This is a genomic window from Novosphingobium sp. P6W, assembly GCF_000876675.2.
Lineage (GTDB): Bacteria > Pseudomonadota > Alphaproteobacteria > Sphingomonadales > Sphingomonadaceae > Novosphingobium.
On record NZ_CP030353.1, the window covers coordinates 1,695,274 to 1,708,840 of the forward strand.

The 13,567-nt window shown below is 66.0% G+C and carries 13 protein-coding genes; 7 read left to right on the forward strand and 6 right to left on the reverse strand.

Annotated elements, in window-relative coordinates:
• Positions 1-25 precede the first annotated feature (25 nt).
• From TQ38_RS23530 to TQ38_RS23540, 3 genes are read right to left on the reverse strand one after another with little or no spacing between them, the layout of a single operon-like run.
• Positions 26-1,435 (reverse strand): FAD-dependent oxidoreductase, encoded by a 1,410-nt coding sequence (locus tag TQ38_RS23530; RefSeq protein WP_043970062.1) that lies wholly within the window; start codon positions 1,433-1,435, stop codon positions 26-28.
• A complete protein-coding gene (locus TQ38_RS23535) occupies positions 1,432-1,791 on the reverse strand; it encodes a hypothetical protein (protein WP_043970063.1) in 360 nt (119 codons plus the stop codon). Before TQ38_RS23535 ends, TQ38_RS23530 begins: the two co-directional genes overlap by 4 nt.
• Positions 1,788-3,032 carry a class I SAM-dependent methyltransferase gene (locus TQ38_RS23540; RefSeq protein WP_043970065.1) on the reverse strand — a complete coding sequence of 415 codons (1,245 nt, stop codon included), beginning with the start codon at positions 3,030-3,032 and terminating at the stop codon, positions 1,788-1,790. Before TQ38_RS23540 ends, TQ38_RS23535 begins: the two co-directional genes overlap by 4 nt.
• A 102-nt stretch (positions 3,033-3,134) precedes the next feature.
• Here TQ38_RS23540 and TQ38_RS23545 point away from each other — a divergent pair, with 102 nt between their 5' ends.
• The 7 genes from TQ38_RS23545 to TQ38_RS23575 all read left to right on the forward strand — a co-directional run bounded on the left by TQ38_RS23545 (position 3,135) and on the right by TQ38_RS23575 (position 8,915).
• Positions 3,135-3,443, forward strand: coding sequence for an REDY-like protein HapK (locus TQ38_RS23545; protein WP_043970066.1), 309 nt, complete (start codon positions 3,135-3,137; stop codon positions 3,441-3,443).
• Positions 3,440-4,261 carry an SDR family NAD(P)-dependent oxidoreductase gene (locus tag TQ38_RS23550; protein WP_043970068.1) on the forward strand — a complete coding sequence of 274 codons (822 nt, stop codon included), beginning with the start codon at positions 3,440-3,442 and terminating at the stop codon, positions 4,259-4,261. The genes TQ38_RS23545 and TQ38_RS23550 overlap by 4 nt, the downstream gene beginning before the upstream one ends.
• Before the next feature lies 1 nt (position 4,262).
• On the forward strand, positions 4,263-5,639 hold the full coding sequence (locus TQ38_RS23555; protein ID WP_052505492.1) for an MmgE/PrpD family protein: 1,377 nt from the start codon (positions 4,263-4,265) through the stop codon (positions 5,637-5,639).
• 111 nt (positions 5,640-5,750) lie between these two features.
• Entirely contained in the window at positions 5,751-6,641 is an 891-nt protein-coding gene (locus TQ38_RS23560) for a hypothetical protein (RefSeq protein WP_043970069.1), read from the forward strand.
• 2 nt (positions 6,642-6,643) lie between these two features.
• Positions 6,644-7,489 carry an alpha/beta fold hydrolase gene (locus tag TQ38_RS23565; RefSeq protein WP_043970070.1) on the forward strand — a complete coding sequence of 282 codons (846 nt, stop codon included), beginning with the start codon at positions 6,644-6,646 and terminating at the stop codon, positions 7,487-7,489.
• A gap of 3 nt (positions 7,490-7,492) precedes the next feature.
• The gene (locus TQ38_RS23570) at positions 7,493-8,155 is read left to right on the forward strand and encodes a hypothetical protein (protein ID WP_043970072.1); all 663 of its coding nucleotides are present in this window, start codon (positions 7,493-7,495) and stop codon (positions 8,153-8,155) included.
• A 31-nt stretch (positions 8,156-8,186) separates the two neighbouring features.
• Positions 8,187-8,915, forward strand: a complete 729-nt coding sequence (locus TQ38_RS23575; RefSeq protein WP_043970073.1) for a hypothetical protein — start codon at positions 8,187-8,189, stop codon at positions 8,913-8,915.
• A gap of 37 nt (positions 8,916-8,952) precedes the next feature.
• Here the strand turns inward: TQ38_RS23575 and TQ38_RS23580 are convergent, their stop codons facing one another.
• The 3 genes from TQ38_RS23580 to TQ38_RS23590 are packed head-to-tail and all read right to left on the reverse strand — an operon-like array spanning position 8,953 to position 13,549.
• The gene (locus tag TQ38_RS23580; RefSeq protein WP_043970074.1) at positions 8,953-10,530 is read right to left on the reverse strand and encodes an FAD-binding oxidoreductase; all 1,578 of its coding nucleotides are present in this window, start codon (positions 10,528-10,530) and stop codon (positions 8,953-8,955) included.
• The gene (locus TQ38_RS23585; RefSeq protein WP_043970075.1) at positions 10,527-11,870 is read right to left on the reverse strand and encodes an MFS transporter; all 1,344 of its coding nucleotides are present in this window, start codon (positions 11,868-11,870) and stop codon (positions 10,527-10,529) included. The genes TQ38_RS23580 and TQ38_RS23585 overlap by 4 nt, the downstream gene beginning before the upstream one ends.
• Positions 11,867-13,549: an alpha/beta fold hydrolase gene (locus TQ38_RS23590; protein ID WP_052505493.1), complete on the reverse strand. Its 1,683-nt coding sequence runs from the start codon at positions 13,547-13,549 to the stop codon at positions 11,867-11,869. Before TQ38_RS23590 ends, TQ38_RS23585 begins: the two co-directional genes overlap by 4 nt.
• Between the last annotated feature and the right edge of the window lie 18 nt (positions 13,550-13,567).

Below are 13,567 nucleotides of genomic sequence, written 5' to 3' on the forward strand. Positions count from 1 at the left end.
TTGCGCGCCAGTCGGATAAAGATGGTCACCTGTCGGAGAATGCGGCCTCGTCGCAGGTAAGCGCGGTCCGCGCTGCGGCTTGGCCCGCGAGGCGCCCGAACGTCACCGCCGTGGCAAGCCCCATCGCGGGCAGGTAGCCCCAATGCGCGGGGCCAGAGACCGAGCGCGCAGCGCCGCCGCCGGCGAAAAGATTGGGCAAAGGGGAACCGTCGCCGCGCACCACGCGCGCCTCGCCGTTTATCTGCAAACCGCCCTGGGTATGGAAAATCGCGCCGACGACCTTGAGCGCGCGGTAGCTTCCCGAGGGAGGCATGTCATCGCCCCACAGGCGTCCCAGGGCATCGGGCCGACCTTCGCCCTGCGCCGCTTTCGCTTCCGCCAGCGCGGTTTCAAGTGCGCTGGCAGGCACGCGGATGGCTTCGGCCAGATCAGCGACGCTATCGGCCTTTTTCAGAGCGTTGAGCGCTTTAAGCTGCTGCATTTCAGGGATATAATCGGCGGCGGCCTCGATCCGCGTGTCGAAAACGACCCATACGTGATCGCCTTCCTGCGCCAGCACCGGGTGCACCATGCCAGCGATATCGGCGGTTTCGTCGACGAAACGCTCGCCCGCCATGTTTACGAGCACGCCGCCCTCTACCGGAACGCCTGGCGGAACCGGGATTCCCTGCGGTTCGGTGAGCATGGCATATCCCTGATAAGCGCCCATGTCGCCGAGCATGGCGCCAAGCTGCTCGCCCACGCGCACAGCGGTGCCCTGACTGCCTTCGTGGCCGTTGTTTCGGGCATGGGCCATTTCCGGCATGTAGCGTGCGACCATGGCGTGGTTGGCCGCAAAGCCGCCGCAGGCGAGCACAAGCGCGCCGCAGCCTATACGCTCAACCGAACCATCGGGCCGGGACAGCGAAACGCCCAGTATCCGTCCGTTTTCGTCGGCGTGAACTTCGCTGAGCCGGGCGCCCAGAAGGACGTCCACGCCTGCATCGTCCAGCCGCCGGTGAAGCAGGTCAACCATGTCCTGCCCGCTATGGCCGCGCCAGCCATGGACGCGGTAGGCGCTGTTGCCATAGGCCGGACGAAAGCCGGTATCGAGTTGCCACGGCATGGCGAGAGCCTCGACCATCCAGTCCACCGTTGGCCCCGCATGGTCGGCGATAGCGCGGGCGAGAACCGGATCGGTCAGCCCCCGCGTCTTGGCGATGATATCGGCATAATAGCGGTCGGCATCGTCTTCTATGCCGTGGTCGGCCTGCGATTTCGTACCGGCCGCGCAGATGAGTCCCTGAGACATGCCGGTCGATCCCATCGGCCGTTCGTCCTGTTCCACCAGCAGCACTTGCGCGCCGGCTTCCTGGGCTGAAAGCGCCGCAATGCAGCCGCAGGCGCCGCCGCCGACCACCAGCACGGGGACGGTGATTTCAAACGGCTGGCTCATTTCTCGCCGGCCAGTTCGTCGCCGACATCGCCTGAGGCGACATCCTCGCCAAACATGGCCGCTTCGTTCTCCTGCTGCACGATGCGCAGGATGCGGGCGATATATTCCTGGTTCCACATCTGCCGCTCGGCCGAGGCGGCGCGGTCAGGTGCGAAGGCGTCGATCTCGCCCGCTGACAGTATGCCCTTGTCCAGCAGCAGGCGTTCGAGCGTGTCGGCGCGCTGGCGGGTGACCGCCAGTTCCTGCGCCACAGCCATGGTGATGGCGAGCACGCGCTCGACCTGCGAATCGAGGAAATAGGGACGCTTGCCAGCGGGCTTGGCACCGGCGTGGTTCAGGGCCTCGGCAAAGCTCATATCGTCGCTCCGATCACATGCCAGGCGGCCTTGCGGCCGTAATCCTCAGTTTCGTCCTCAGCGGCATCGGGGAACAATTCGCGGTCGACGACGCCGAAAACGCCGCCGTGGATCAGGTTGTCCCTGTCGAACCCGGCGGCGACCATCTCGGCGTCGAGGTCCATCTCGTGCATCCGGCTCCAGAACGGCTCGTTGTTGTAGAAGGCGTCCCAGTCGCGCATCGCTTGTTCGAACAGCGGCATTTCCGCCGCATATTGCGGCTGTTCGACATGGAGCACGATGCCGCCCGGCTTCAGCAGGCGGCGGGTTTCCGCGAAGATGTTGCGCAGCGCCTTGGTCGAAAGCTCGTGCAGGAACATCGTCGTCTGGATCCAGTCGAAACTTTCGTCCGCGAAGCCGGCAAGGTCCTCGCCGCTGGCCTGTACGAAGCGCACGTTGTCGACGCCGAGCGACTTGGCGCGAGCCAGGCCGTAGCGCAGCACCGGGGCACCGAGATCGGCGATCGTCAGTTCCGCATCGGGAAAGGCCTGTGCCAGCGGCAGGCTGGAATGACCGACGGTGCCGCCGATCTCGAGGATCTTTCGCGGTTTGAAATCGGGCAGGTTGCGGCGGACCCAGTTGACGACGGCATGGCCGCCGCCGTCCGAATATTTGCCGAGCAGGCCGCTGGTGGTGACGAACCCGGCATGATCATAATTGGCGCCGTTGGTGACGTCCCCGGGGAAGTATTCCGTGTGGTAACTGCCCGGCATGCAGTGGTGATCCACCGCCGAAACATAGCGCGGGATCGCCAGCGCGGGGTCCAGGCTGAGGCGTTCGTCGCCATCGGTGAGGTCGGCGGCGATGCGGGCGAGTCGCTCGTTCTGGCGCAGCGCTGTCCAGCGCCCGGCCTGCTGGCGCTGCTCCATGGTCATGCGGCGTAGTGCCGACCAGGTCTGGAACGCCGGGTCTTCCAGCATGGCCTTGCGCGCTTCATGGCGATTGGCGAGCGGGCGGCCGTTCTGCGCAGCAAAGCCGGGCACGACGCGGTTGTCGTAGGCGGCCTTCACCCCCGGGACCACGCGCGCGGCGAGATGCCGGTTCATCTGCGCGAGGAAATTGATCCGCTCGATCTCGTCATGGCTGGTCTCGGGGAAAACCGCGTGGCGACCAATGACCCGATAGTCCGGCGGCCCATCGTAGGCCGCGCTAAGGTCGTTCGCGGCAGGGGCGGATGAATGGGGTGTCTGAGACGTCTTCACGGCCTACCTCATTTGTTATAGAGTTATGATATATGGCCTGAGGGGCGGAAGCAAGTGCGCGTGGCGGCATTGTCCGGCAGGCGAAGAGGAAGGACCTACGAAATGCTGATTTTCGCGCTGTTCAACCTGAAGCCGGGTGTCTCGGTGGAAGAATACGAAGCATGGGCAAAGGAGTCAGACCTGCCCACCGTCAATGCCCTCGCATCGATCGAGAGCTTCCGCGTTTTCCGCACGACCGGCGTACTCGGCAGCGATGCGCCGCCGCCGTTCGGCTACATCGAAGTGCTGGACGTCAAGGACATGGATCAGTTCGGTGCCGATGTTTCGGCCGCCGCGATGCAGGAAGTGGCAGCCGTGTTCCAGGGCATGGTCGAAGTGACCTTCCTTACCACCGAGGAACTCACGGCATGAGGTTCGCCGGCAAAGTCGCGGTCGTCACCGGTTCGGGCCGCAAGGGCGGTCTGGGCGAGGCGATCGCCCGCCGCCTGTCCGAGGAGGGGGCACGGGTGGTGATTTCCGATATCGGCGGATCACGCGATGCGGCGACACCCGACGCGATGATCGGCGGCACCGCGGAAATGCAGGAGATCGCCGCGTCTCTGCCGACGCAGGCTTCCACTTTTTCCTGCGATGTGCGCGATCCGGCGCAAGTCGCAGGCCTGGCCGATCATGCGATTGCGGCACATGGTTCGCTGGACATCTGGGTGAACAACGCCGGCATCGGCTATATCATGAAGCCGCTCGGCGAAGTTTCGCCGGACGACTGGCGCGCGGTGATAGATGTGAACCTGACCGGTGCGTGGTTTGGCCTGCAGGCCGCTGCCGAGCGCATGATCCGGCAAGGGCGCGGCGGGCGCATCGTCAATATCGCCAGCCAGGCAGCCAAGTCTGGCTTCCCCCATGCGCAGGCCTACACGGCATCGAAGCACGGCCTTGTCGGGCTGGCGCGCTCCGCCTCGATCGAACTGGGGCCGGAGGGGATCACCGTCAACAACGTGTGCCCTAATCATGTCACGACGGGCCTCGGCAAGTGGCAGAACGAGCACTTCGCCGAACTGCAGGGCATCTCCGTGGAGGAATACCTGAAGCGCATGGCGGGGCGCATTCCGATGGGGCGTCCGGGCTTGCCGCAGGATACCGCCAGCGCCGTGGCTTTCCTCTGCTCGGACGAGGCCGTTTACATTACTGGCGAGAGCATGAACGTCTCGGGCGGCGAGGAGCCGCACTGAGATGACGGAAGCGCAGGCTCGCAACCCCGCCCATGTGCTGATCGATCATGCGCTGGCGCTACGCTGGGATGACATCCCCGGAGCAGTTCGGGGCAAGGCGCTGACTTTCCTTCACGATAGTCTCGCCGTCGGCGTGGCGGGGCGTAATGCCGCCCATGCCGACGGCGTGCTTGCCATGGTGCAGGGGTGGGGAGGGGGTGAGGCTGCCGGTGTGCTGGGGCGCCCCGGTGTTCGCCTGCCTGCGCCTTCTGCGGCTTTCGTCAACGCCTTCCAGATACACGGGCAGGAGTATGACTGCGTTCATGAACCGGCGGTGCTGCACCCGATGGCGACGGTTCTGGCAGCATTGCTGGCAGAGGCGGAGCGGGGCGAACCGGTCAGCGGCGAGCAGTTCCTGACGGCGGTGGTCGCCGGTGTCGATGTGGCGGTGACGCTGGGGATCGCGGCGCCCGATGCGCTGATGTTCTTCCGTCCCGCGACCGCAGGTATTTTCGGCTGCGTGGCGGCTATCGCCAGTCTGCGGGCCATGCCGCGTGACATGGCGCTGGACGCATTCGGCCATGCCATGGCTTTTGCTTCAGGCACGATGCAGGCCCATCTGGAAGGCAAGCCTGCGCTCCCGGTGCAGGTCGCCCATGCGGCGCGCAGCAGTCTGGATGCCGTGGATCTGGCGCGGGCCGGGATGCCGGGCGTGGCCCATCCGCTGGACGGCCCGTTCGGGTACTTCGCGCTGATGGAGAAGCGCGAGGAACTGGCTGCCGCACTGGCGCGGCTGGAGCAGGGACACCGCATCACCGAAGTGAGCTGGAAGCCGTTTCCCACCGGCCGCGCGGGTCATGGCGGCATCGTTTCGGTGCAGCGGCTGATGGCGCGTCACGGGCTCACCGCCGATCTGCTGGACAGTCTTGAATATCATGCGCCGCCGCTAATCCACCGGCTGGTCGGACGGCCTGCCAAGCCGGGAATGGAGCCCGGCTATGCGCGCCTGTGCCTGCCGTTCCTCGCGGCAGTGACGCTACTGCGCGGCACAGTGTCGCTCGGCGATTTTCAGCGCGCTACGCTGGACGATCCCGCCGTGCTGGCCCTTGCGGCGCGTATCCGCGTGGTCGCGGATGGCAATACCGACCTTGCCGCCTTCGTACCGGCGCGGGCTCTGGCGCGCACCGTGGACGGGCGCGAACTGGTGGAAGACGTGGCCGCGCAGTTCGGCTCGCCTGAGTGGCCGCTCAGCGAGGCGGAGCATCTTGGCAAGGCGCGCGGCTGCCTTGCCTTCGCGGACATGGAGGACCGTCATGCTGCGCTGGCCGATGCCGTGGCAGGGCTGCCCACGGCTGCGGATGCCATGGCCATGCTGCGCACTAGCGGCGTGATCGGTTGAAGCGATTTTCTCCGCAGGACGGACAGCCCGGCAAACGGTGCGCACCGTTTCCGCTTGCAATATGATATAAATCTATATCAAATAAATCGACAGGCCGGGCAAGGAGCCGAAATGACCTTACTCAAGTGTGCCACCCATGTCGTCGCAGACGTTCCGGCGGCGATCGAACGCTACGAAACCTGGATGGGCTACCGCCTCGTCGAACAAGGCGCAGTGCCCGCAGATCTGGCCGCTGCGTGGCAGGCACCCGCCAGCGCGGGCAAGGCCTATGCCGTGTTGCAGCCTGCGTCGGGCGAGGAAGTATTCCTGCGCTTCGTCGAAGGCGATCCGGTGCCGGACTATCTGCCGATCCGCAGCTACGGCTGGGCAGCGATCGAACTGTGCGTGTCGGATGTCGAGGCGGTCAATGCGAAGATGCTGGAAAGCCCCTTCGAAGTGATCGGCCCGCCCAAGGAACTCGACGGGTTCGCCACGGTCAAGCCGATGCAGGTTCGCGGCGCCGACCTGGAGACGGTCTACCTCACCGAAATCCTCCAGCCGGGCCCGGATACAGGCCTGCCGCAGCCGCGTTCGCTGGTCGACCGGCCGTTCATCATGGTGCTGGCCTGCCCGGACCTGCGCAAATCGGCGCAGTGGGTGAAGGACGTGCTTGGCCTTCCGGTGATTGATCCGGTGGCGATCCGCTATTCGATGATCACGCTCAGCTTCGGGCTTGCCGAGGACGCAAAGACGGAACTCGTCACAGCCAAGGGCGGGGGGCAGGTCTTCCTTGAACTCGACCAGTATCCAGAAGGTGCCGGGAAACGTCCTTGCCATCCGGGCGCCTTGCCGCCGGGGGTGGCCATCACTACGATGCTCCACCCAGATTTCGCGCGGCTCGAAGGGCATTGGGCCTCGCCGCCAGCCGTGCGCGAGGGGCCGCTTTACGGCGGTCGGCGCACGGGTGTTCTGCTGACGCCGGAGGGCGCGCTGCTTGAAATGATCGAAGGCGGGGCGCTGTGACGATGGATACGCAGGTCTGTATTCGCCGCGGTTTCGCCGATCTGGCGCAAAGGCAGGTTCACTATCGCAGCGCGGGCGAGAAGGGGCAGCCGCTGCTGATCCTCCACGCATCGCCCGGCAGTTCGCGCCAGCAGGTGCGTTTGATCGAGGACTTCGCGGGCGAGGCCATGGTGTTCGCGCCCGACACGCCGGGTAATGGCGACAGTGAGGCACTCGGCGCCGAAGAACCCGAGATTGCTGCGCTGGCCGGGGCCATGCTGGAATATCTCGACGTGATGGGCCTTGAGCAGGTGCGCGTCTACGGCTCGCACACCGGCGCGGCCATCGCAGCCGAACTGGCGATCCTTGCTCCGGGGCGGGTGAGCCATCTTGTCCTCGACGGTGTCAGCCTGATGGAAGGCGCAGAGCTGGAGGAAATCCTCGCCACTTACGCCTTTCCGTTTGAGCCGGATCTCGACGGTGCCTATCTCGCCCGGCTGTTCCAGTTCTGCCGCGACCAGTACCTGTTCTTCCCCTGGTATCGCCGCACCCGCGAGGGACGCCGTGACGGCGGGCTGGGCAGCCCCGATGACCTGCACGCCTGGGTGACCGAAGTGATGAAGGCAAGCACGACCTACCACCTCAACTACCGCGCCGCGTTCAAGTGGCCGGCCGACCGCCGCCTGCCGCTGATCCAGTGCCCCGTGCTGGTCACCGCTGCGGTCAACGATCCGCTTTACGAAGCCAGCGCTGGCCTTGCGCCGCTGCTGCCGAACGGTCGCTTCCTTGAACTGCCGCGCTTCGACGATCCCGGATTCCGAACCTTGCGCCACGACGCGATGGCCACCTTCTTCGCAGGAAATAACTGAGCCATGGATATCGGCCTTTCGCTGCTGACGCTGCTGCACGTTCTTGTCCCGGTCTATTGGCTGGGCGGGGATCTGGGCGCCTTTTACGGCTCGCGATTCATGGTGGACCCCAAGCGTTCGGTGCCCGAGCGGATGATGGCGCTCACCATCCTCAACAACATCGACATGGCCCCGCGTACCATGTTGATCCTGGCATTCCCGACCGGCTTTGCCCTTGCCGTGGTAAAGGGCTGGCTGGATGTTTCGGTTTCCTATGCGGTTGCCGCCGGAGTTCTGGGACTGGCGTGGCTGGCCTTGGCATGGGCGGTGCATCTGAAGCACGGGCCGCAGGGGCAGGCGTACAAGCGCTTCGATATTTTCGTGCGCTATCTCGTTCTTGCCGGGCTGGTGGCTGCGGTGATGCTGAGCTTTTCCGGCGAGATCGCGGTGCCGCTGTTCATCACGCTCAAGATGCTGGCGCTGGCCATCTGCATCACCTTGGGCCTCATTGTGCGGCGCCAGTTGGTGCCGCTGTTCCCCGCCATCATCCAGATGCGGGAAACCGGCCCGACGCCCGAGACCGACCGCGTCATCGCCGCCGTCAACAGCCGCGCGCGCATCAGCGTCATCAGCATCTGGGTGCTGGTCCTGATCGCCTGCTTCCTCGGCATCGCCACCCCTGTTTAACCCCCACGGCCTCTGACCAAACGGAGAAACCATGCAGCAGCATCGCACGATCAGCGGAAAGATTCTCTACACCTCGCGCAAGCCCGGCCGCGAAGGCCAGGAGCGTGGTCGCGAATGGTTCACGTTCACTCACCACACCGATGGCAAGCGCAGCCTGCGCGCCCGCTGCGAGATCGACGAACCGGCACCGACCGTCCACCGCGACGTCGTCTACAGCCTCGACGAGAACGACCGCCCGATGGATTGCTTCGTGCGCCTTACCATCGGTGACAAATTCATGGGTTCCGGCCTGTTCATCATCGGCAAGGACGCAGTCGAATGCGAAAGCTACGGCCCCTCGATCGGCCGCGTCTCGCAGACGATGCCGATAGGCGGTGACTTCGACGGTTTCGGCACTCACCCGATCTCGGGCGACGCCTATATCACCAAGAAAATCGACCGCTCGCTGGGCGTCCACAAGCGCAATTTCCGTTGCTTCCTGCCCTCGCCGGACCATCGCGGCGCAACCCCGCCGCTGATCGCGGAATCGAACATCGACCTTGGCTATCTCGGCGAGGAAACCGTCACTGTCGCGGCGGGTACTTTCGATTGCTACAAGTACCAGTTCACCGACGATGCCGGCGGCATGATCTCGATCGACGGCCACTCGCACCCGCCTTACGAGGTGTGGGTGACGGCGGACGACGATGCGATCTTCGTGCAGGGCGGCGTCGGTGGTTACATGCAGACCTGGTATGAACTGGTCGAACTGAGCCGCTGAGGCGTTTTACGGCTGGGCCGGGGGAGTGGTCCCCGGCTCAGAGTTCCAACGCTCCGGGGTTCATCACGCCCTGAGGATCGACCGCGCGCTTGAGCGCTTCGAGCAACCCGCGTGCTTCCGGTCGCAGTACCGAGGCATAAGGATACGTCCGCCCGATCTGATTGGAGGCGGCGCCCAGCCGGGCGAACAGCGCGATCAGTTCGCCGCGCACCTTCATCACGAGAGCGCGGGCATCGGGCGCAGCGGCCGGCTCGGCGAAACGGGGGGCGGCGCCGAGGATGTCGCGGTGCAGCGGCAACCAGGCATCGCGCCAGTTGAGCACCGGCTCATAACTGAAGGCATGGGTGCCCATCACCGTCAGCAGGCGCGAAACGGTGACACTCGCAGCGTCCAGCGCGGATTTGTACCGGGAAAGCAGAGCTTCCACTTCATCGGTCAACCGCATGGCCTCGCTATGCGGCACTTTGGCGTTGAGTGCGATCCAGCGGTCGGCATCGGGGCCCAGGATCATGCCGTCCACCGGCACGAACAGGTCGGCCCGGCCTGCGCGGGGGATCGAATCCGCCAGTTCGCGTCCATCGAAGCGCGCGGCAATCGCGCGCGCCTCGGCCATGTCTGCCTCAACCGCCGCCTCGCTGCGCCCGGCAAGGACGAGGTGCAGCGAATGGCACCCCGCGTCGATGAACGAGCGGCCTGCCATCGCCAGCTTCGCGCCTGCCTTCAGGCCCTTGAAAAGACCGCGCTCCTGCCGTGCGACCTTGGCTAGTACGCGAACGTCGCGGACGAGGTCTGTAGGGCCGGAGAGGGCGGTGCGGGTCTTGTCCGGGTCCATCATGTAGGCGTCTTCAGCCAGATCGCTTCGGGCGATCTCGCAAAGCGCGGCGATGCCGTCCGCCTGGCGCTCGAAGCCGAACGACAGGAAACCGTTGTGCCGGGGCGCGCGGATCAGCCGCAGGCTCACCCGCGCCTTGATGCCCAGCGCGCCGGCATCGTGGACGAACAGGCCGGTGGTGTCCGGGCCGAATGTGCGCATGAAGGGCAGCGGGGCAAGTGCCACGGCCTTCTGCCCGGTGTGGAGCAGCGAGCCATCCGCCAGCACCACTTCCATGCCGACCACCGCTTCGGCGGCGGAGACATGGCGCGCGGTACCAAGGAACAGCGCTCCGTTCGAAAGCCCGCCGCCGACAGTGGCGCGGCTGCCGGAAAACGTGCCGAAGAACGGCAGGCGAAGGCCAAGCGGGGCCAGCGCATCGTGTACCTGCTTCCAGGTCGCGCCTGCTTCGACCGTCACGATCATGTCCTCCTCGCTGACCGAGATCACCCGGTCGAGGCGAGAGAGGTCTATCGCGGCGAAGCGGCGGTCGGTTGGCGTGTAGCCGCGCACATAGGTGAGGCCGCCGCCGCGCGGGGCCATGGCGATCCCGGTCCGACCGATCATCCCGACTGCGGCGGCCAGAGCTTCGACCGAAGACGGACGCACGACCATGACGCAATCCGCGCCCTCGGCCAGCAGGTCGGAGCCGTGAAGGCGCAGGCTTACCGGGTCGCTCAGCAGTTCGTCGCTGCCAAGGATAGCTCGAAGCGCATCGAACAACGGGGCAAGGTCAGTGGTCATCGGGCAGGCTCCAGGGCGGCGAGATCGGCTGCGGCTTCGCGGAAACTGCGTCGTGCCGCCATGAGGACGAAGAAGGCGCCGAGCCCGCAGGCGAAGAACACGCTGCCCAGCGACCAGGCGATGCCGGTCCTTCCGGTGAATACGGTGTCGGACAGGAAGCCGACGATGAAATTGCCCGCCGTCAGGGCTACCAGCCCTGAGGCAATAGTCTGCAGCGCCATGACCTGGGCGCGCAAATGGTTGGGGGTGATCTGCGCAAAACCGGAATAGACCGCCGAGGTGTTCCAGTTGAGAAACAGCGCGTTGAGCAGGTATCCGGCCAGTGCTAGGCTGCCGCTTGGGGCAAGGCACGATAGCGTGCCGAATACCGCCATAGAGGCCGCGCAGCCCATCGCGCACAGGATCGGCGCATCCTTGTGGCCGCGCCGCGCCAGCCACGCGATGACCCAGCCACTGTTCACCGCCGCGAAAACCGACACCGGTAGGCCGTATGTGCCGAGTATCTTGCCCGTTTCCGCCGCGCCCCAGCCATGAACCCTGATGAACAGTGCGGGAAACCAGCCAACGATGGCGTAAACGCAGACGAGGTTGAGGACCGACCCCAGCATGAACAGCGCGAACGCACCGGGCCGCTGGGCGAAAAGGTGCAGGATCGGGCGCAGGCTTAGCGGCTGGGTGGCCTGCGTGCTGCCTTGGCGTGCAGGTTCGCGCACGGTCAGCAGCAGGAGCAGCGCCAGCACCAGTCCCGGCGCTCCGCAAAGCACGAAGACAACCTGCCACGCCTGCATATGGCCGAAGATCGCGGGAAGCGAGGCGATCAACCCGTCCGCCCAGTCGAGGAACAGGCCGCCCAGCGCCATCGCCGCCGCCGTGCCGAGCGAGCTGCCGGTCACGAACAGGCCATAAGCCTTGGGCCGGACGCCCGGTGTGAAGTAATCGGCGATCAGCGAGGTCGCCACCGGGACCAGCGCGGCTTCGCCCACGCCTACCATCATCCGCGCAAGGAACAGTTCGTGGAAGGTCGAGGCAAGCGAGCAGCCGATGGTGGCGAGGCTCCACAAGGTAAGCCCGCCCAGCAGCAATGGCACGCGCCTGGACCGGTCGCTGAGCATACCTAGAGGCAGCCCAAGGACGCTGTAGACGACACTGAACGCCATGCCTTGCAGCAGTCCGAACTGGGTGTCGTCGATCGCCAGCGATTTTTGCAGCGGTTCGATCAGCAATGCGATCGAAACGCGGTCGAGGATCGCCAGCGCATAGGCCAGGGTCAGCAGGGCAAGGACATACCAGGCATAGGAACGCCGCGGCCACACCGTAGCTTCGGCGGCGGCCTGGGTCACGAGGCCACCGCGAGGTGCGCGCCCATTGCGGCGAGGAGCAGCGGGGCGGCCTGCGCGCGGTCGGCCGGCAGTTGCAGTGTCCTGCCTTGAGGCATCAGCGCGGCGATTTCGGCCGCCTCACCCTGGGACGGATCGCCGCCCAGGCTGACCAGTGCGGGTACGCTCACTTCGGCCCAGCTCGCCGCATCACAGGCGCGAAGTGCGGCCTCGGCAGTTTGGCCGTAATGCTGACGCTGCTTTAGTACGCCGGTCAGGGCGGCTAGCATGGCCATGGGTTCGGGCACGACACCGGTCTTGCGCGCGGCCTGCTGCGAGAGACCGTACCAGGGCCATTGCACTTGGCCATCGCGCAGCATGTGCCATGTGCGGTGGAGGTGGGTGCCGGCGTGAGGGTCGAAGGCGATCTGCGGAGAAGTTGCGGCCAGCATCGCCGCTGCGGCGGCAGCACCCAGCGGCGGCGCGCCGTGGATTGCCAGTGCCTGGACAAGCGCGGGATGGCGGGACGCCAGCCTTGCGCCGATCGGCGCTGCAAGGTCGATGGCAAGCACGTCCACCGGGCCGCAGCCCAGGCGTTCGATCAGCAGGGCAAGGCAATCGGCCATGGCATCGGCGCATGGTTCGGGGAGGGGATCGGAATCGCCGAAGCCGGGAAGATCAGGCACCAACGTCGGACGATCTGCGCCAAGTTCGCGCGCCCAGTCGAGCGCTTCCAGCGTGGTCGGGGCGGAAAGGATCAGCGCCGTGCGCCCACTCTGCGCGCCGCCCCTGCGCCAGTGGAGCTGCCCCTGCGGCAAGTCCACATAGCCGCGCGGTGCATTGTCCTGTGCGGGGGGCGGGGCCGCCGCAGCAGTTGCCTGCGTCAGCCGCGCTGCCAGCCAGTCCAACCATTCGCCCCGGTCGCTGCCGAGGCGTTCCAACGAAAGCATGGGGTTGCGGTCCGTGGGCACCTTGTCGAGGTAGGCGTAAAGCACATCGTCGCTCTTGGCCGCGACCAGGGTGGGGACTTTGACGGCCAGCAGATCGTCCCACGGGCTCCAGCGCATCGCGGCGGCATAGGCGCCGGAATAGTGCGGGCCAGCGCTGAACAGGTCGATGCCGTAGTCTTCCAGCCATTCCGCGCTGGGCGGGTCCATGGCGATGCGGCTTTCGGCTTTGTGCGAGAACCACGGGAACCAGCGCAGCATGTCGCGCACATGCACCCATTCCGCAGCGAGGTAGGCACCGCTGGCATCGGGCTGGAACGGGCGCATGTAGGCGGAAATGAAGCTCTCCGGCGCCGGCGCATCGGGGATCGACAGACCGTCCAGCACCAGCAGCGGCATCTTTCCGCCGCGCGCCGCCAGGGCCAGCGCGATCTTGGCGCCGGTGTGCGTTGCATAGAGGGGGGCGCGTTCAAGCCCCAGGGCCGCCAGGGTTTCGCCAAGCGCTTCTGCGAAATCGAGGATGGTAGGTTCGGGCGCCGTCAGCGGGTCGGAATTGCCATAGCCCGGGGTGTCCAGCGCGAAGACGCGAAACCGGCTGGCGAGCATTTTCATCGCCGGACTGTGCAACCGCGAGGATCGCGGGGAATCGTGCAGCAGGACAACCGCCGGGCCCTGGCCGCAGACGCGGTAGTGAACCTGCCGGCCCTGCGCAGTCACATAGCGGCGCTCAATTCGCGTGGCGGTCGTGGTGCTCATGCGGCCCGTCCTTTGGCA

Bases quoted from the DNA above. Each gene is read 5' to 3' on its own strand.
- TQ38_RS23545 (WP_043970066.1), top strand. From the start codon at position 3,135: ATGCTGATTTTCGCGCTGTTCAACCTGAAGCCGGGTGTCTCGGTGGAA.
- TQ38_RS23565 (WP_043970070.1), top strand. From the start codon at position 6,644: ATGGATACGCAGGTCTGTATTCGCCGCGGTTTCGCCGATCTGGCGCAA.
- TQ38_RS23570 (WP_043970072.1), top strand. From the start codon at position 7,493: ATGGATATCGGCCTTTCGCTGCTGACGCTGCTGCACGTTCTTGTCCCG.
- TQ38_RS23560 (WP_043970069.1), top strand. From the start codon at position 5,751: ATGACCTTACTCAAGTGTGCCACCCATGTCGTCGCAGACGTTCCGGCG.
- TQ38_RS23580 (WP_043970074.1), bottom strand. From the start codon at position 10,530: ATGACCACTGACCTTGCCCCGTTGTTCGATGCGCTTCGAGCTATCCTT.
- TQ38_RS23590 (WP_052505493.1), bottom strand. From the start codon at position 13,549: ATGAGCACCACGACCGCCACGCGAATTGAGCGCCGCTATGTGACTGCG.
- TQ38_RS23530 (WP_043970062.1), bottom strand. From the start codon at position 1,435: ATGAGCCAGCCGTTTGAAATCACCGTCCCCGTGCTGGTGGTCGGCGGC.
- TQ38_RS23535 (WP_043970063.1), bottom strand. From the start codon at position 1,791: ATGAGCTTTGCCGAGGCCCTGAACCACGCCGGTGCCAAGCCCGCTGGC.
- TQ38_RS23555 (WP_052505492.1), top strand. From the start codon at position 4,263: ATGACGGAAGCGCAGGCTCGCAACCCCGCCCATGTGCTGATCGATCAT.
- TQ38_RS23575 (WP_043970073.1), top strand. From the start codon at position 8,187: ATGCAGCAGCATCGCACGATCAGCGGAAAGATTCTCTACACCTCGCGC.
- TQ38_RS23550 (WP_043970068.1), top strand. From the start codon at position 3,440: ATGAGGTTCGCCGGCAAAGTCGCGGTCGTCACCGGTTCGGGCCGCAAG.